This window comes from Oxalobacteraceae bacterium OTU3CAMAD1 (assembly GCA_024123915.1).
Lineage (GTDB): Bacteria > Pseudomonadota > Gammaproteobacteria > Burkholderiales > Burkholderiaceae_D > Rugamonas.
Window position 1 is genome coordinate 6,663,147 of record CP099650.1, and the last position, 16,651, is coordinate 6,679,797.

Consider the following 16,651-nt stretch of genomic DNA (forward strand, 5'->3'; position numbering starts at 1 on the left):
GACGGGTCGAAGTTAAAAGTCGTCACATGTTCTCCTGTGCTGCTGACTCAGGAATGATGATATGGGTCAGGTCCGAATCCGGCGCCACGTTCTTGGCGCGCAGGGCCTGCGCCGCCAGGGCCGAAAACACCGGGCCGGCGACGTCGCCACCGTATTTGAGCGGGCCGCTTGGTTCGTCGATCATGACGGCGATAATGAAGCGCGGGTCCGACATCGGCGCCATGCCGACGAAGTTGCCGATGTATTTGGTGTGCGAGTAGCGGCCGCCGATGAATTTTTGCGCGGTACCGGTCTTGCCGCCCACGCGGTAGCCCGGCACCTGGGCCTTGACGGCGGAGCCGCCCGGCAGCGTGACCATTTCCAGCATCTCGCGCATTTCTGCGGCGGTTTTTGGGCTGATGACCTGGGTGCCGTGCGGCGCCTCGTGCAGCTTCTGGAACGACAGCGGAATGATGTCGCCGTCGCGCGCCAGCACCAGGTAGGCGCGCGCCAGCTGGATCAGCGACACCGACATACCCTGTCCGAAGCTCATGTTCGCGTGCTCGATCGGGCGCCACGATTTGTACGGGCGCACGCGGCCCGCCACCGCGCCGGGGAAGCCCCACTTGGGCTGCTGGCCGAAACCGAGCTTGGTGAACATCTCCCACAGGTCTTGGGGCGCCATCGACATGGCGATCTTGGTGGTGCCGATGTTGGACGATTTCTGGATGATGCCCTGCACGTCGATCATGTGGTGCGCGTGGGTGTCGTGGATCACGCGGTCGCCGATGACCATCGCGCCGTTGCCGGTGTCGAACATGGTGTGCGGCGTTATCTTCTTGGCTTCCAGCGCCATGACGACCGGGAACGGCTTCATCGACGATCCCGGCTCGAAGGTGTCGGTCATCACGCGGTTGCGCAGCTGTTCGCCGGTCAGCTTGGAGCGGTCGTTCGGGTTATAGGTCGGATAGTTGGCCAGCGCCAGCACCTCGCCGGTATGCACGTCCAGCACCACGGCGGCGCCGGCCTTGGCCTTGAACTTGTCGACCGCGTCCTTGATCTGGGTGAAGGCGATGTACTGGATCTTGCTGTCGATCGACAGGGTCAGGTCCTTGCCGTCGTGCGGCTCGCGGATCGATTCGATGTCCTCGACGATGTGGCCCAGGCGGTCCTTGATCACGCGGCGGCTGCCCGGCTGGCCGACCAGGGTTTTCTGCTGCGCCAGTTCCATCGACTCCTGGCCCACATCCTCGACGTTGGTGAAGCCCACCACGTGGGTCGTCACTTCGCCCTGCGGGTAGAAGCGCTTGTATTCTTTACGGGTCTGCACGCCCTCGATGCCCAGCTTGACGATCTTGTCGGCCACGTCCTGCTCGACCTGGCGCTTCAAGTAGACGAAGCCACGGTCGGAATCGAGTTTTTTCTGCAGCTCGGCGTTGGTCATGCCGAGCAGTTGCGCCAGTTGTTTGAGCTTGTCGGCCGGCGCGTTCTGCACGTCGTCCGGGATCGCCCAGATGGCCTTGACCGGCACCGACGACGCCAGCACCTGGCCATCGCGGTCGGTGATCTTGCCGCGCGTGGCCGGCAGGTCCAGCGTGCGCGCGTAGCGGATCTCGCCCTGCTTTTGCAGGAACTGGGTCGACAGGCCTTGCAGCCATGCGGCGCGGGCGGCCAGCGCGAAGAAAGCGAAGAACAGCACGAACAGCACCACGCGCGAACGCCATACCGGCAGACGCACCGCCAGTACGGGGTTCTTCGAGAACGGCACGCCCTTGGAGCGCGCCACCCGCGAGGTGTTCACGTTGGAGCCTCGGCTCATTTCGATCCTTCCGGCGTCAGGTACTGCGTGCGCGCGGCGGTCAGCGGCGTCATGGTCAGGTCGCGGCGCGCGATCTCCTCGATGCGCGCGTGCTTGCCCAGGGTCGACTGGTCAAGCTGCAGCTGCGCCCACTCGATATCGAGCTGGCGCGCCTTCGACTGCGAGCGTTCCAGTTCGATGAACAGGTGGCGCGCCTGGTACTGCGCGTTGACGAGCGACAGGCCGCAGCCCACCAGCAGCGCCGTCAGCACCAAGTTGATCTTGCCGCTCATGCCGCCTCCGCCGGAATAGGCAGGCGGCGCGCCACCCGCATCACCGCCGAACGGGAACGCGGGTTGGCGTCGACTTCGGCGTCGGACGGCTTCATCTTGGACAGCAGCTTGAGCTCCGGCTGCGGCAGGTCGACCGCGCGGATCGGCAGGCGCCGGTCCGGCTGTTCGACATTGGCCTTGGACGCGAAGAAGCGCTTGACCATGCGGTCCTCCAGCGAATGGAAGCTGATGATCGCGATGATGCCGCCCGGCGCCAGACTGGCGTAGGCCTGGTTCAAACCGACTTCGAGGTCTTCAAGCTCTTTATTGATGAAAATCCGGATAGCCTGAAATGTGCGGGTTGCCGGATCCTTGCCCTTCTCCCGAGTCTTGACCGCGCCTGCCACGATGCCGGCAAGCTGTCGTGTGGTTGAAATTGGTTCGATTGCCCGGCGAGCAACAATCGCCTTTGCAATCTGAAAAGCAAACCGTTCTTCCCCATATTCTTTGATCACCTTTTCCAGTGTCTGTTCGGTTTCTGTGGCAAGCCACGCCGCCGCCGACATGCCGCGCGTGGTATCCATGCGCATGTCGAGCGGACCATCGTTACGGAAGCTGAAGCCGCGCGCGGCGTCGTCCACCTGCGGCGACGAGATGCCCAGGTCGAGCAGGATGCCGTCGACCTTGTCGACGCCACGTTCGGCCAGCGCCTGCGTCATCGTGGCGAAGCTGTCGTGGACGATGGTGAAGCGCGGATCGTCGATTTGTTCGGCGGTGGCGATGGCCTGCAGGTCCTTGTCGAAGGCGATCAGGCGCGCGTTGGCGCCCAGCTTCGACAGGATCAGGCGCGAATGGCCGCCGCGGCCGAAGGTGCCGTCGACGTAGACGCCGTCGGCGCGCGCGCCGTCCAGCGCGAGGGCGTCGACCGCTTCGTCCAGCAGCACCGTGCGATGCTGAAATTCAGGCACCGATGTGAATGTCATCACGGGACCTTAGAAAGAGAAATTGGCGAGTACATCGGGGGTGCCGGCTTCAATCGCCTGCTGCTCTTTTTCCGCCTGCTTGGCGGCATCCCAGATTTCGAAGTGGGAGCCCATGCCCATCATCATGACTTCGCGCTCCAGGCCGACGGCGGCCCGCAGTTCCGGCGAAATCAGGATGCGGCCGGCCGTGTCCATTTCGACGTCGGTGGCGTAACCGAGGAATATCCGTTGCCACGCGCGGGCCTGCATCGGCCACTGGGCAATCTGTTGACGGTGCTGTTCCCACACCGGGCGGGGGAACAACATGACGCAGCCATCGGGGTGGCGGGTCAGGGTGAGGCGGCCTTCGCATTGGATCGAGAGCGCGTCACGATGCTTGGCGGGGATAGACATCCTGCCTTTTGCATCGAGATTGATTGCGGACGCGCCTTGAAACACGGGATTACCTTTTGACCTCAGTATGGTTAGCGGAGCATGAACGGCGGCTTCCCGGTTTCATCTCCCCCGCCGCTAAGTCAGGAGAAATTTCCCACAAAAAGACACTTTTTCACACAGATGCCCACTTTAGAGGATGGGAGAATAGCGGTCAAGCGCTTTCAGGCAAACGAAACAGGGATTTTAGTAATGAAATTAAGGACTTAGCGCAATTCCTTGAAGCCAGCTAGAAATAAAATAACTCGACAAATTAAGTACTTATCGTGGAATGTGAATGTGCTACCTCATCTGCACACATGTGTATGCATGCACTAAAGCGGTGAAAATGAATTCTCAAAATAATTGAAATATTTATATATAGTTGCAAAGCGCCAACATTGACGTATCATATTGACAACTGGTCAATAGATCGGCAAATGGCGTTCAAAGTGGCGTGATTTGATAGGGGAACGGTCGGATGTCGCGCCAGCAGCGCGATGACGGGGAGTATGAAACCTTTTAATAACTGCAACTTCGATTTTGCTAGTCAGCAACGGCACGGAAGCGAATGTATTTTCGACAAGCAATTTGTCTATACAAATTTCAGACTGCCGCACTGCACCAAAACCGTCATTATACGCCTGCGCCGGGGTGCAATTCCAGCGCGAATTCACGTAGAAACTGTCAACTTCCGTAACAAAAGCACAATTTGTGTTACCTACGGATCAGCTCGCCCACCCCTTGGAGCGATCCACGGCGCGCGCCCACCCCGCCATCAACGCGCCGCGCCGGTCGGCGCCCATGACGGGATCGAAGCGGCGCTCGCAGGTCCACTGGGCGGCGACCTCCTCGCGGGTCTGCCAGAAGCCCACCGCCAGGCCGGCCAGGTGGGCCGCGCCCAGCGCCGTGGTCTCGGTCACGCGCGGACGCACCACCGGCACGCCCAGCAAATCGGCCTGGAACTGCATCAGCAGGTCGTTGCGGGCGGCGCCGCCGTCGGCCCGCACCTCGGTCAGCGGAATATCGCGGCTCGACGCCGCCACATCCTTCTGCATGGCGGCCATCAGCTCCGCGCTTTGATAGGCGATCGCCTCCAGCGCGGCGCGGGCGATGTGGGCGCGGTTGCTGCCCCGGCTCAGCCCCACCAGCGCGCCGCGCGCGTACGGGTCCCAGTGCGGCGCCCCCAGGCCGACGAAGGCCGGCACCATGAACACGCCGCCGCTGTCGGGCACACTGGCGGCCAGCGGCTCGACGTCGGACGATTTCTCGATGATGCCAAGGCCGTCGCGCAGCCACTGCACGGTGGCGCCGCCCATGAAGACACTGCCCTCCATGAGGTATTCGGTGGCGCCGTCGACCCGCCAGCCGACGGTGGTCAGCAGGCGGTTGTGCGACACCACCGGGTGCTCGCCCAGGTGCATCAGCATGAAGCACCCGGTGCCATAGGTGTTCTTGACCATGCCCGGCGTGTGGCAGGCCTGGCCGAAGGTGGCGGCCTGCTGGTCGCCGGCGATGCCGGCCACCGCGATCGGCGCGCCGAACAACGAGGCCTTGGTCATGCCGATTTCCTCGCTGGACGACACGACCTGCGGCAGCATCGACTCCGGAATGTCGAACAACTGCAGCAAGTCCTGGTCCCAGCGCAGCAGGTGGATATTGAACAGCAAGGTGCGCGAGGCGTTGCCGACGTCCGTCACATGGCGCCCGGTCAGCTTGTACACCAGCCAGCTGTCGACGGTGCCGAACGCCAGGCCGCCCTGGCGCGCCCGGTCGCGCGCGCCGGGCACGTGGTCGAGCAGCCATTTCAGTTTGGTGGCGGAGAAATAGGAATCCAGTTCGAGGCCGGTGATGTCGGCGATGCGTCCCGCCTTGCCGTCGGCGCGCAGCGCGTCGCAGGTGTCGGCGGTGCGGCGGTCCTGCCAGACGATGGCCGGCGCGATCGGCTCGCCCGTCTTGCGGTCCCACACCAGGGTGGTCTCGCGCTGGTTGGCGATGCCGATGGCGAGGACCTGGCGGCTATCGACTTGATTGTCGCGCAGGACCTGGCGGGCGACGGCCAGCTGGCTGTTCCAGATGTCGTCGGGATCGTGCTCGACCCAGCCGGGCTGCGGGAAATGCTGGGGATATTCGGCCGCCGCGCTGCCGCATATCTGTCCCTGATGGTCGAACAGGATGGCGCGCGAACTGGTGGTGCCTTGATCCAAGGCCAGTATGTATTTTTTCATCGGCAGGTCCCCAGGTCGACGCGGTATGCGCGTCGGTCCCGCGGCAGCCGCGAATCTATATATGTGTAAGTTGAAGCAAGCCGATAGGCCGGATTTTGTTACGGCACGGGCGAACCCGCGCTATGACAGCCATTCCTCTAGGCGCTGGATTACTCCAGCGCTCAAGCTTCCTACCCGCACGCTCCGCGAGCAGCATCATCGCGTGCCTATTTGGAATTGCACCAGGTGGAGGTTACCGCGTTTCACCGTAACTTAATACGCTCGTCTCTGTGGCCCTATTCCTCGCCTTATACCTTGGGCTTGCGCTTGCGGCTTTCAGCGGACGGCCGTTAACCGTCACCCCGCTCTATGGAGTCCGGACCTTCCTCCCGCCAGGCATTACGCGCTGGCCAGCGGCTGTCTGGCTTGCTTCAGGCGGTATTGTACCAGACCCCAACCCGCAAGCATTTGCAAGATGCGGCGGCCGCGGGCCATGGGGTCGGACCCGACTGGGTCCGACCCCGCCTGGCCGTGCGGGTTGGCCGCACGCCGATTCTATAATTTGATGTCGCCATTAGAAAAGCGCCGCCCACTACCCGGCCGTAGAATCATGCTACCTATACCCCCTTGAGGCGAGAACATGACGCACCCAACCCGCACCGGCGGCCAGATCCTGGTCGACGCCCTGAAGATCCACGGCGTCGACACCGCTTTCGGCGTACCCGGCGAAAGCTACCTGGACGTGCTCGACGCGCTGCACGACTCCGACATCCGCTTCATCATCAACCGCCAGGAGGGCGGCGCCGCCTTCATGGCCGACGCCTACGGCAAGATGACGGGCAAGCCGGGCATCTGCTTCGTCACGCGCGGCCCGGGCGCGACCAACGCCTCGATCGGCGTGCACACCGCCTACCAGGACTCGACGCCGATGATCCTTTTCATCGGCCAGGTCGGCAACGACTTCATCGACCGCGAGGCCTTCCAGGAGATTGACTACCGCCGCATGTACGGCCAAATGGCCAAATGGGTGGCGCAGATCGACCGCGCCGAGCGCATTCCCGAATACCTCGCGCGCGCCTTCCAGGTCGCCACCAGCGGCCGTCCCGGCCCGGTGGTGCTGGCGCTGCCGGAGGACATGCTGATCGATACGGCCGAGGTCGCCGATACGCGCGCCTACCAGGCGGTGCAAGCCTCGCCGTCGGCCGCGCAGATCGACGTGCTGCGCGCCATGCTCGCCAGCGCCAAAAAGCCGCTGGTCCTGCTGGGCGGCGGCGGCTGGAACGCGCAAGCCTGCGCCGACCTGCAGCGCTTCGCGGAGGCCAACGAGCTGCCGGTGAGCTGCGCGTTCCGCTTCCAGGATTTGCTCGACAACGCCCATCCTAATTATGTCGGCGATGTCGGCATCGGCATCAATCCCAAGCTGGCGGCGCGCGTGCGCGAGGCCGACGTCATCCTCGCCATCGGCCCGCGCCTGGGCGAGATGACCACCGGCGGCTACGCGCTGATTTCCGCGCCGGTGCCGGCGCAGCGCCTGATCCACGTCCACGCGGACGCCGTGGAACTCGGCAGCGTCTACCAGGCGGAATTGATGATCAACAGCGGCATGCCGCAGATCGCGGCCATGCTGGCGGCGATGGCGCCGGTCGATGCCGGCGCGTGGCGCGCCTCAGTGGCCGAAGCGAAGGCCGATCTGGCGGCATGGCAGCAGCAACCGGCGATTTTCCAGGACGGCAAAGCGCCGCTGGACTTGTGGCAGGTGGTGCAGCAGATCGACAAGATCGCGCCGCACGACACCATCATCACCAACGGCGCCGGCAACTACGCCACCTGGGCGCACCGCTTCCACAGCTACGGCGGCATGCGCACGCAATTGGCGCCGACCAGCGGCGCGATGGGCTACAGCGTGCCGGCCGGCGTCGCCGCCAAGATCATCGACCCGAAGCGCACGGTGATCACCTTCGCCGGCGACGGCGAATACATGATGAACGGCCAGGAGCTGGCCACGGCGGTGCAGTACAAGGCGGGGGTGGTCATCATCGTCTTCAACAACGGCATGTTCGGCACCATCCGCATGCACCAGGAGCGCGACTATCCGGGACGGGTATCGGGCACGGAGCTGCACAATCCCGATTTCGCCGCGCTGGCGGTGGCGTATGGCGCGCATGGGGAAGTGGTCGACAAGACGGCGGACTTCGGCCCGGCGCTGGAGCGCGCGCTGGCGCACGCCAACAGCCGCAACCTGCCGTCGCTGATCGAGCTGCGCTACGACGGCAACCTGATCACGCCCGGCGCCACGCTGGAAACGATCCGCAAAAACGCCGAAGCGGCCAAAAAAGCGTAATTCGCTGGCGGACCGGCTCAAACCGTATGCGTTTAGCGATACGCGTGGGTCGCCGCTTAGGGGTCGTACCCGATGGGTACGACCCCGCACGGGGGTGCGGGTTAGCTAACGATCAAGACGGCGCCTGGTTCGACGGCGCCTCTTCCACCTTCTCTTTATCCTTCTTCGCCTGCGGGCAAACCTTGCACGTGCCGGCCTTGCGTCCGAAGTCGGTCACCAGCGGCAGCCGCATCGGCACCGCCTCGTCGCCGCAATAACCGCCATCGAGCACCAGGGTCCTGCCGCCGTCGGCGATCTTGCCGCTGATCGTGCGCTCTTCCTCATCGGGCGGGCGCACGGTGAAATACATCTGCCGCCCACGCGGATCGATATTGACGTCGCTGGCCACCACCGGCCAGCTCAAGCCGCCCGCCGTGTACTCGTACAGCACCGTATCGACCTCGGCGAAACGCTGCAAGGTGATGCGCTGGCCGCCGAATTCGCCGCTCTCGGCGTTGATGCACAAATCGGAAAACACCACCATGCCGTAACGCGGCAGGCCGGCGTTGGCGGGCGGCTTGCGCGCCGCCTTGGGCGCGGCCAGCACGGCGCACGAGGCGATCAGCATGGCGCCGGCGAATACGGCGCGTCGTTTCATCATCATGGTCGTCGTCATCAATAAAACCGCTTTCAGAAAAGAACAACGGCTGCACCAGGCAGCCGTTGTTGATACTAACTCTGAATGAACAGATTAGAAGCTGTGTTTCACGCCGATGTTGAAGGCTTTGTCGCCGGTGCCAACTTCGGTGTTGTTGCCAACGGTGTAAGCTGCGCCGTTTTTGTTTTTGATTTTAGCGTACGCCAGGTAAGCGCTGGTGCGCTTCGACAGGTTGTACGAGTAGCCAACGCCCCACTGGCTTGCATCGTTGTTAGCGACTTCTTTGTCGTTTTTACGGATGTACGAAGCCATCACCACGCCGTTACCGGCTGGAACGGTTACGCCGACCAGTGCGTCAGCGCTGTCTTGCGACGCGACTGGAGCAACGGTGTAGCCGAATGGGTTGGTAGCGTTAGCCAGAGGCGCGCTGTTCTGGCCCTTGTCTTGACCGTAGGCTGCGAAAACTTTAACAACTTTGAAGTCGTAGTTAGCGGCAACCAGGGTGTTGTGGCCGATACCGTTGGTTTTAACAGCAGCGGTGTCGTTGTTACGGTTGTTGTAAGCGACAGCAACGTTCAGAGGACCGTTGGTGTAGCCAACCGACGCGCCCAGTTGACGCTGTGCGCCGGAGTCGTCAGCAACTTCACCCAGGCTGTACGAAGCAGCAGCCGAGAAACCGTAGATCGATGGGGTCTTGTACACAACGCCGTTGTCGGCGCGGGTCATGTTACCAGCGACTGGGAACAGGTTTTTAGCGGTACCAGCGTAGCCCATTGCGAACGGGTCAGCCACGTCGCGCAGCGTTTCGTAGTAAGGGGTGTACTGACGACCGATGGTCAGGGTACCGGCGGTCTTCGAGCTCAGACCAACGTAGGCTTCGCGGTTGAACAGGCGGTTGTTGCCGTTGTCCAGGGTGCCGTCGTCGATTTTAACGCCAGCTTCCAGTTTGAAGATCGCGCTCAGACCGCTGCCCAGGTCTTCGGTGCCTTTGAAGCCGATACGCGAAGCCGAAGCCACGCCGCTCTGTACCGCAGTCTTGTTACCAGCAGCACCGCCACGCTCGGAGGTCAGGCCGGCATCGACGATACCGTACATGGTGACATTCGATTGCGCCATAGCTACGTTGCTCAGGGCGCCCAGGATGGCGATGGAGATCAGGGATTTTTTCATTACGTGTTTCCTTCAGTTGTGTTGCTGTAAAAAGGTATAGCTAGTAGTGCGGCTAAATACGGTGCTTATCGGCGTCACCAGCAGGCGCCGTATGTGCGTGAGGGCAAACTCCCCAGCTGCCACTGTGCGGTCCCATCAGGCGGAACGCGCTCACTTAAGTTGCGGCCGATTTAATCGACGCTTGCAGGTTCGCGGCGCGCAAACGCACCGGAGGCGGCACTATACTGATGCTTGACGACTCCATCAAGTGCAAAAACGTTCATCTTGCAACGTCCTTATCCTTGTCAGATTTTCAAAACACCCGTATTTTAACGCATCGCAATATTTCATGCCGAGCAAGCGAACTAGCCCAGTTTTCCGCACGATGAACTTCATGCAGCAACCCGTTTTGCGGGTCGCCCTAGTGACAAATGCAAGATCAATGCATGCGTACTACATCGTTGTCGGACCAAGTAAAAATAGCCACTTTGCTATTTCTGGCGCTATTTTATACTGAAGCCCCCGCAGGAACCTTCGCACTCAATGGTAATAAGCTAACAACCAGAGGGAATGTTTGGCGTGGAAATACAGCAAAATAGCCACCAAACCAACAATGATCATAGTGTTACAGGAGTAAACTAGTCATAAATTCTGTCCGCAGGGCAACTATTGCAGTGCATCAGGAATTTGTAAGAAATTGCTACGTGTTGCACATAAACGACACATCGCGCACCAATCCGACACATTGTTGCCCCAAAGAAGGGAGATGGCGCTTGCGCCAGCGCCCTTCCATGCATGAGTAAAACTCATAGCATGCGCTCAGATCCATGTCCTTAGGCGCGGCGGCGCGCAGGCACCGGCAGGCGCGCGGCCGGCACTTCGCGGCTGCCGCCGGGCACCGCGCGCAGCGCCGGCCGGTCCGCCGACGCCGGTTCCAGCCGGAACACCGCCACCAGGGCGGCCAACGCGCCGGCCTGTTGCTGCATGCTGTGGGAGGCGGCCGTGGCCTCCTCCACCAGCGCCGCGTTTTGCTGCGTCACCGCATCCATCTCGGCGATGGCCGCGTTGACCTGCTCGATGCCGGCGCGCTGCTCCTGGCCGGCCGAGGTGATCTCGCTCATGATATCGGTCACGCGGCGCACGCTGACAACCACCTCCTCCATCGTCGCGCCGGCCTGCTCGACCAGCCTGCTGCCGGCCTCGACCTGGTCGACCGAATCGCTGATCAATTCCTTGATTTCCTTGGCCGCGGCCGCCGAGCGCTGGGCCAGGTTGCGCACCTCGGACGCCACCACCGCGAAGCCGCGCCCCTGCTCGCCGGCCCGGGCCGCCTCGACGGCGGCGTTCAGCGCCAGGATATTGGTCTGGAAGGCGATGCCGTCGATCACGCCGATGATGTCGACGATCTTGCGCGACGACTGATTAATAGAGCCCATCGTATCGACCACCCGCGACACCACGGCGCCGCCCTTTTGCGCCACGGCCGACGCGCTCAGCGCCAGCTCGTTGGCTTCGCTGGCGCTGGCCGCGTTCTGCTGTACGGTGCCGGTCAGCTCCTCCATCGAGGCGGCCGTCTCCTCCAGCGAGCTGGCCTGCTGCTCGGTGCGCGACGACAGGTCGACGTTGCCGGCGGCGATCTGGCCGGACGCGGTGGCGATGGTGTCGGTGCCGGCGCGCACCTGGCCGACGATATCGGCCAGGCTGTCGCGCATCGACTTCATCGCGAACAGCAGGCTGTCGCGGTCGTTCGGATGGGTGTGCACCTCGACCGTCAGCTGGCCGGCGGCGATCTGGCCGGCGATCCGCACCGCGTAGTCGGGCTCCCCGCCGAGGCGCTTGACCAGCCAGTTGGTGATCGACATCGCGCCCAGGGCGCCCAGCACCACGCTGCCGGCCAGCAGGGCGATGATCCACAGGCGGGCCGACGCGTAAGTGGCGTCGCCGCGACTGGCGGCATCGATGCCGCCGTCGCCGTACAGCTTGACGAGCTTGTCGATCTGGCCGCGCAGCGACACGATCAGCTTGTTCGACTCGCCGCGGATCAGCGCCTTGGCGGCGGCGTCGTCGCCGGCGCGCATGGCCGCGCGGATCTTGCCGTCCTCCACCATATAACGGTCCCACATCGACAGGAAGCCGTCATACAACTGCCTCTCCTCCGGGGTGGAGATCAGCTTGGCGTAATCGGCCTGCATCTTGCCCAGGTCCACCAGATCGTTGGCGATCACCTTGTCGTACTTGTCCATCTCGCTCGGTTCGCTGGAGATGATGTACTGGAACTCGCGGGTGCGCACGCGCGCCACCTGCGCCTTGAGATCCTGCACCACGCGCATGGCCGGCATCCAGCGCGACGACAGTTCCGACGCGGTGGCGTTGACTTGCGCCAGCTTGGCGATCGAGAACATGCCGACCACGGCGGTCAGCAGCAGCACGGCAGCGAACGCCATGCCCAATTTGGTGGCCAATTTGAGGCCTTGTAGCCATTTCATAGTGTGATTCCTTAAAAGAGGTCGTTCACGCGGGCGGGGTTCGGCGCATCTAAACGAGACGGCAACGGCAGCCGCACCAGCGTTAGCAAGAAGGTAACTAAGCTGTAATTTCCATAAGGCAATATGCTACTTCATTGCAACATTTCCTGCTTGAAACGTTAACCCCGCATCGGCCCTGGCGCCGGCAATCCGCCGGACACCGCATGTTTCCTAGGAAAACCGAGCAAATGTTCGTCAAAATCGATGCCAAACAATCGGTTGCACATTATCAATTCCACCAACATTCGCACGGACGCTACGTAGTTTCCACATGGACATATTTGTTATAAGGCTGCACCGCAACAGATTATTTCGTATGAACGATTGCTCAATGTTTCAGCAAAAACACCATTTCTCATAGGTGAAAGGGTCGACAGTTACGTAAAACCCCAGGCTTGCTTAGCAATATTTCCTAAAGTTAATATCCGGGCCGTTATTTCCAAACGGAAATTGATATAGGACGAATTGCATGCCGGCCACACACGCACAACCGCAAAACATCATCGTCGCCCAGCGCGATTTCCCTTGGGCGGAAGATCTGAAACTGATCGTCGACATCGTCACGCGCCACTTCAGCGATTTCAACGGCAACGGCTTCTATCCCCATCCGGACGAAGTACGGCTGCAGCGGGAGCTGCGCGCCGTGCCGGCGCTGAACCAGCTGAGCGGGATGATCCGCCGCTTCAAGGCGCGCGGCATGGCCATTACCAACCTGGGCCTGGGCGCGCTCGGCGAGGCCCAGCGCAACGCCGTGCTGTACGCGATCGCGCTGTGCCAGGGCTTTCCGACCTCGACCGACCAGCGCACCCGCCGCGTCGCCTGGGACGTGCGCGCCCGCGCCGGCAGCGAGCAGCAATCGCGCTTTGTGACCTTCTCCGAGCGCGTCGGCGGGGCCGACATGCATACCGACTCTTCGTTTTATCCGATGCCTGAAGAGCAGTTTCTGTTGTACGTGGTCGCGGCCGCGCGCTGCAACGGCGGCGAATCGCTGTTGATCGATGTCGAAGACGTCCACGCCGAGCTGCAGCGCAGTGAAGAGGGCCGCACCGCCTACGCGCTGCTCAGCGAGACGCCGCTGCCGTTTCGCGTGCCGTCGGTGTACGCGGCCACTGACGAACAGGTCGAATACCACATGGCGCCGGTGTTCCACCGGCCGGCCGGGCTGGACGGCGCGCTGGCCATGCGCTGGCGCTACGATTCCATCCTCAAAGGCCTGGCCGCGCGGCCGGAACTGCGCACCGACGCACTGGTCGCCGCGCTGGAACTGGTCAACGAAATCGTCGAGCGGCGCGCTCCGCGCTTCCATCGGCAGTTGCCGGACGATACACTGCTGTGGGCGGACAACCAGCGTACACTGCACGGCCGCGCCAAATACAGCGATCCGGATCGGCATTTGATCCGCATCCGCATTTCCAACACGCCCAACGCGGACCGTATCGGCCCGTCCGGCATCTCGGCAGATTAAGCATGCTCGCAGCCATCATTCCCGTTTTCCTGATTATTTTGCTGGGCGTGGCGATCCGTCGCTACGAATGGCTGCCGGACGCCTTCTTCCCGTCGATCGAGAAGTTTTCATACAACATCTGCTTCCCGGCGCTGCTGTTCGCCGGCACGGCCCGCTTGAGCTTCCGCTCCGGCGAGCTCGGCGAACTGGCGCTGGCCACCTTGTTGCCGACGGCGCTGATCGTCGTCGCCGCCGTGCTGGCGCTGCTGGCGGCGCGCGCCCTGCCCGACGCGGCGCGCTCGTCGGTGGTCCAGGGCGCGATGCGGCCCAACACCTATTTCGGCATCGCCGTCTCGAGCATGTTTTTCGCCCCGCCGACGGCCTCGCTGGTGATGCTGTCGCTGGCGCTGTGCCTGCCGGTGGTGAACATCATCTCGGTCGTCGCGCTGTCGTGGTGGAGCGGCGTGCCGACCGACTTCGGCAAGATCCTCAAGGCGCTGGCGGGTAATCCCATCATCCTGTCGACGTTGGCCGGCGTGGCGTTCAGCTTGTCGGGCCTGGAGATGCCGCCGCCGTTGATGAACACGCTCGACATCCTGGGACGGGCGGCCTTGTGCCTGGGCTTGATCTGCGTCGGCAGCGGGCTGGTGTTTTCGTTGCAAGGCTTGCGGCCGCTGGCGTTGGGGTTCACGTCGCTGCTCAAGCTGGTCGCCATGCCGCTGATCGCCGCCAAGGTGTGTTTGATGTTTGCCGTGTCGGCGCCGGTGGCGCTGGCGGCATGCTTTTACTGCGCGCTGCCGACCGCGCCCAACGCCTATATCATGGCCAAGCAGATGGGCGGGGACACGAGGTTGATGGCGTCGCTGATCACGCTGCAAACGCTGCTGGCCGCGCTGACCGTTCCGCTGAGCCGGCATTTCATGCAGTGGATGGCGTAGCGATGGATGAGGCGCGGGCGGAATCTGGCGGATTACGCGCTGCGCGCTAATCCGCCCTACGTGTTTTAGATCATGCGCAGGTCGACGTTATAAGGTAGAGCGTGAGGACACCAGTTCCACGTAGGGCGGATTAGCCGGAACGGCGTAATCCGCCATCGATGAGCCGCCGACGTCCCCGCCATCATCGCGAGGCCGCGCGTTTTAGATAGCGCATCAACGATCCAAGCACCGGCAGCTTTTCGTACAACTCCTCGGCCGCGTCCCAATAATCTCGGTGCAGCACGACCTTGCCCTCGCCGTCGAACCGCACATGCGTGGCGCCGCGTATCACCTGCGGCTGCTCCGGCCAGCGCACAAACCGGAACTGCATCTCCCACGTCAAAAACGCCTGGTCGCCCCGCCCCATATGCTCGACGACGACAAAACGCGGCTCGCGCAAACGCACGAACATATGCTCGAACACCTTGATGATGGCCGCGTGTCCCCGGATCTCATTGAACGGGTCCTTGAACACCGCGTCGGCCGCATACACATCGGCGATCCCCGACACCGTCCCCGGCGTCAGCGTCTCGTAAAACACAATCAAGCGATGCAAAGCCGCCGGCATCTCGTTCATAAGCGCGTCACCCTGGCGATCAGCCAAAAATACAATCGATACGGCAGCAGCCGCGCGAAGCGCAGCGTGTTGGTGAACTTCCTCGGAAAATGAATATGGAAAGCACCCCGCTCCATCCCCCTAACCAGTTCACGCGCCGCGTCGGCCGGCTGCATCAATCCCGGCATGGGGAAATCGTTCCCCTTGGTCAGCGGCGTGTCGACGAAGCCCGGATTGATCAGATACACACCGATGCCCTTCGGATGCAGGTCGAAATACAGCGACTCGGCCAGGTTGATCAGCGCCGCCTTGGTCGGCCCGTAGACCAGCGCCTTCGGCAAGCCACTGTATCCGGCCACCGAACTGACGATGCCGATGCCGCCGCTGCCCTGCCTGATCAGCATCGGCAGCACCGGCGCCAGGCAATTGAACACGCCGCGCAGATTCAAATCGATCAGCTGATTCGCCTTCTCCAGATCAAAGCTGTCGGCGCGCATTTCGTTATATCCGCCGGCCACCAGCAGCACCAGATCGATGCGCGGCCAACTGGCCAGGATATCGTCGCGCGCCCGCGCCACGCTGGCGTGGTTGGTGACATCCAGCGCCAGCGCCAACGTCCTTGGCTGGGCATCGGCGTCGGCCGCCGCCAGATCCTCCAGCGCTTCCTGCCTTCGCGCCGACAGCGCCACGTGCGCGCCCTTCTCCAGCAGCAGCCGGGCGGTGGCGGCGCCGATGCCGGTCGAGGCGCCGACAATCCAGACGTATTGATCGGCCCAGTCCAGGATGAGGCTATTCATCGCCATCAGCGCACCTGCCCGTCGCGGCGGTTGAACACCACCGTCAGGCTGCCGAGGCCAAAATTGAACTTGCTCATCTGCGCGCGATTGAGCATCACGCGGTCGTCGATCAGATACATCCAGTCGTCGAAGTCGACGTTATAGACCTTGTCGCCGACCGGCAGCGCCAGCACGTATTGCAAACGCATCGCGTTGCCCGACACCTCCACCTTCGCCTCGCCCACGACGTCCGGTGCGGTGCCGATGTAACGGCCCTCGGAGGTTTTGCGCAAGGTCCAGACGCGCCGCTGTTTGGTGCCGTCGGAGTAGACGAATTCCTCGTCGAGCGTGCCGACATCGCCGTTCCAGCTGCAGCGCATCAGCACCGTGAAGCGCTTCTCCACCGTGCCGGCGCGGTTCTGGAACATGCCGTGCACGTCAAGCGTGCCGTTGAAGTAGCGCTGGATATCGAGCTTGGGCGTCTCCTGCGCGTAGTGCTCCGGCTGCACCGGCAGCGAGCAGCCGTTCAGCAGGAACGCACAGGCGATTGCCGCGGCGGCGCAAAGGCGGGTTATTTTCATTGTGTGGTCTCCAGT

General features: G+C 62.7%; 14 protein-coding genes and 1 other RNA gene. 3 read left to right on the forward strand and 12 right to left on the reverse strand.

All coding sequences use genetic code 11. The features are described 5' to 3' along the window. Positions 1–22 precede the first annotated feature (22 nt). From NHH88_28415 to rnpB, 6 genes are all read right to left on the reverse strand, one after another. Entirely contained in the window at positions 23–1,798 is a 1,776-nt protein-coding gene (locus tag NHH88_28415) for a penicillin-binding protein 2 (GenBank protein USX13531.1), read from the reverse strand. Continuing rightward, complete coding sequence (gene ftsL / locus NHH88_28420) at positions 1,795–2,070, reverse strand: cell division protein FtsL (protein ID USX13532.1); 276 nt, start codon at positions 2,068–2,070, stop codon at positions 1,795–1,797. The genes NHH88_28415 and ftsL overlap by 4 nt, the downstream gene beginning before the upstream one ends. Further along, the gene (gene rsmH / locus NHH88_28425; GenBank protein ID USX13533.1) at positions 2,067–3,032 is read right to left on the reverse strand and encodes a 16S rRNA (cytosine(1402)-N(4))-methyltransferase RsmH; all 966 of its coding nucleotides are present in this window, start codon (positions 3,030–3,032) and stop codon (positions 2,067–2,069) included. The genes ftsL and rsmH overlap by 4 nt, the downstream gene beginning before the upstream one ends. A gap of 9 nt (positions 3,033–3,041) precedes the next feature. Beyond that, positions 3,042–3,470: a division/cell wall cluster transcriptional repressor MraZ gene (gene mraZ / locus NHH88_28430; protein USX13534.1), complete on the reverse strand. Its 429-nt coding sequence runs from the start codon at positions 3,468–3,470 to the stop codon at positions 3,042–3,044. Positions 3,471–4,171: 701 nt separating this feature from the next. Further along, positions 4,172–5,671, reverse strand: coding sequence for a glycerol kinase GlpK (gene glpK / locus NHH88_28435; GenBank protein ID USX13535.1), 1,500 nt, complete (start codon positions 5,669–5,671; stop codon positions 4,172–4,174). A gap of 68 nt (positions 5,672–5,739) precedes the next feature. Then, an RNA gene (gene rnpB / locus NHH88_28440) (RNase P RNA component class A) lies at positions 5,740–6,083 on the reverse strand. Between the two features lie 207 nt (positions 6,084–6,290). Here rnpB and NHH88_28445 point away from each other — a divergent pair. Further along, complete coding sequence (locus NHH88_28445) at positions 6,291–7,991, forward strand: thiamine pyrophosphate-binding protein (GenBank protein USX13536.1); 1,701 nt, start codon at positions 6,291–6,293, stop codon at positions 7,989–7,991. Between the two features lie 112 nt (positions 7,992–8,103). On the opposite strand, the gene NHH88_28450 is transcribed toward NHH88_28445, so the two are convergent. From NHH88_28450 to NHH88_28460, 3 genes are all read right to left on the reverse strand, one after another. Then, on the reverse strand, positions 8,104–8,634 hold the full coding sequence (locus tag NHH88_28450) for a hypothetical protein (GenBank protein USX13537.1): 531 nt from the start codon (positions 8,632–8,634) through the stop codon (positions 8,104–8,106). 87 nt (positions 8,635–8,721) lie between these two features. Then, the gene (locus tag NHH88_28455; protein USX13538.1) at positions 8,722–9,798 is read right to left on the reverse strand and encodes a porin; all 1,077 of its coding nucleotides are present in this window, start codon (positions 9,796–9,798) and stop codon (positions 8,722–8,724) included. 812 nt (positions 9,799–10,610) lie between these two features. Then, positions 10,611–12,263, reverse strand: coding sequence for a methyl-accepting chemotaxis protein (locus NHH88_28460; protein ID USX13539.1), 1,653 nt, complete (start codon positions 12,261–12,263; stop codon positions 10,611–10,613). Positions 12,264–12,771: 508 nt separating this feature from the next. On the opposite strand from NHH88_28460, the gene NHH88_28465 reads away from it, so the two are divergent. Together NHH88_28465 and NHH88_28470 are read left to right on the forward strand one after the other, a co-directional pair. Then, complete coding sequence (locus NHH88_28465; protein ID USX13540.1) at positions 12,772–13,767, forward strand: TauD/TfdA family dioxygenase; 996 nt, start codon at positions 12,772–12,774, stop codon at positions 13,765–13,767. A gap of 2 nt (positions 13,768–13,769) precedes the next feature. Continuing rightward, positions 13,770–14,684, forward strand: coding sequence for an AEC family transporter (locus tag NHH88_28470; protein USX13541.1), 915 nt, complete (start codon positions 13,770–13,772; stop codon positions 14,682–14,684). 181 nt (positions 14,685–14,865) lie between these two features. On the opposite strand, the gene NHH88_28475 is transcribed toward NHH88_28470, so the two are convergent. Genes NHH88_28475 through NHH88_28485 form a run of 3 tightly spaced genes read right to left on the reverse strand, consistent with a single transcriptional unit; the run spans position 14,866 to position 16,636 of the window. Further along, a complete protein-coding gene (locus NHH88_28475) occupies positions 14,866–15,300 on the reverse strand; it encodes a nuclear transport factor 2 family protein (GenBank protein ID USX13542.1) in 435 nt (144 codons plus the stop codon). Further along, the gene (locus NHH88_28480; protein ID USX13543.1) at positions 15,297–16,076 is read right to left on the reverse strand and encodes an SDR family NAD(P)-dependent oxidoreductase; all 780 of its coding nucleotides are present in this window, start codon (positions 16,074–16,076) and stop codon (positions 15,297–15,299) included. Before NHH88_28480 ends, NHH88_28475 begins: the two co-directional genes overlap by 4 nt. A 5-nt stretch (positions 16,077–16,081) precedes the next feature. Beyond that, a complete protein-coding gene (locus tag NHH88_28485) occupies positions 16,082–16,636 on the reverse strand; it encodes a DUF3833 domain-containing protein (GenBank protein USX13544.1) in 555 nt (184 codons plus the stop codon). Positions 16,637–16,651: the final 15 nt, after the last annotated feature.

Excerpts from the sequence above, each read along its gene's own strand:
- NHH88_28445 (USX13536.1), top strand. The coding sequence starts at position 6,291 with ATGACGCACCCAACCCGCACCGGCGGCCAGATCCTGGTCGACGCCCTG.
- NHH88_28475 (USX13542.1), bottom strand. The coding sequence starts at position 15,300 with ATGAACGAGATGCCGGCGGCTTTGCATCGCTTGATTGTGTTTTACGAG.
- NHH88_28460 (USX13539.1), bottom strand. The coding sequence starts at position 12,263 with ATGAAATGGCTACAAGGCCTCAAATTGGCCACCAAATTGGGCATGGCG.
- NHH88_28485 (USX13544.1), bottom strand. The coding sequence starts at position 16,636 with ATGAAAATAACCCGCCTTTGCGCCGCCGCGGCAATCGCCTGTGCGTTC.
- ftsL (USX13532.1), bottom strand. The coding sequence starts at position 2,070 with ATGAGCGGCAAGATCAACTTGGTGCTGACGGCGCTGCTGGTGGGCTGC.
- NHH88_28415 (USX13531.1), bottom strand. The coding sequence starts at position 1,798 with ATGAGCCGAGGCTCCAACGTGAACACCTCGCGGGTGGCGCGCTCCAAG.
- NHH88_28455 (USX13538.1), bottom strand. The coding sequence starts at position 9,798 with ATGAAAAAATCCCTGATCTCCATCGCCATCCTGGGCGCCCTGAGCAAC.
- NHH88_28465 (USX13540.1), top strand. The coding sequence starts at position 12,772 with ATGCCGGCCACACACGCACAACCGCAAAACATCATCGTCGCCCAGCGC.
- rsmH (USX13533.1), bottom strand. The coding sequence starts at position 3,032 with ATGACATTCACATCGGTGCCTGAATTTCAGCATCGCACGGTGCTGCTG.
- NHH88_28480 (USX13543.1), bottom strand. The coding sequence starts at position 16,076 with ATGAATAGCCTCATCCTGGACTGGGCCGATCAATACGTCTGGATTGTC.
- NHH88_28450 (USX13537.1), bottom strand. The coding sequence starts at position 8,634 with ATGATGATGAAACGACGCGCCGTATTCGCCGGCGCCATGCTGATCGCC.
- NHH88_28470 (USX13541.1), top strand. The coding sequence starts at position 13,770 with ATGCTCGCAGCCATCATTCCCGTTTTCCTGATTATTTTGCTGGGCGTG.
- glpK (USX13535.1), bottom strand. The coding sequence starts at position 5,671 with ATGAAAAAATACATACTGGCCTTGGATCAAGGCACCACCAGTTCGCGC.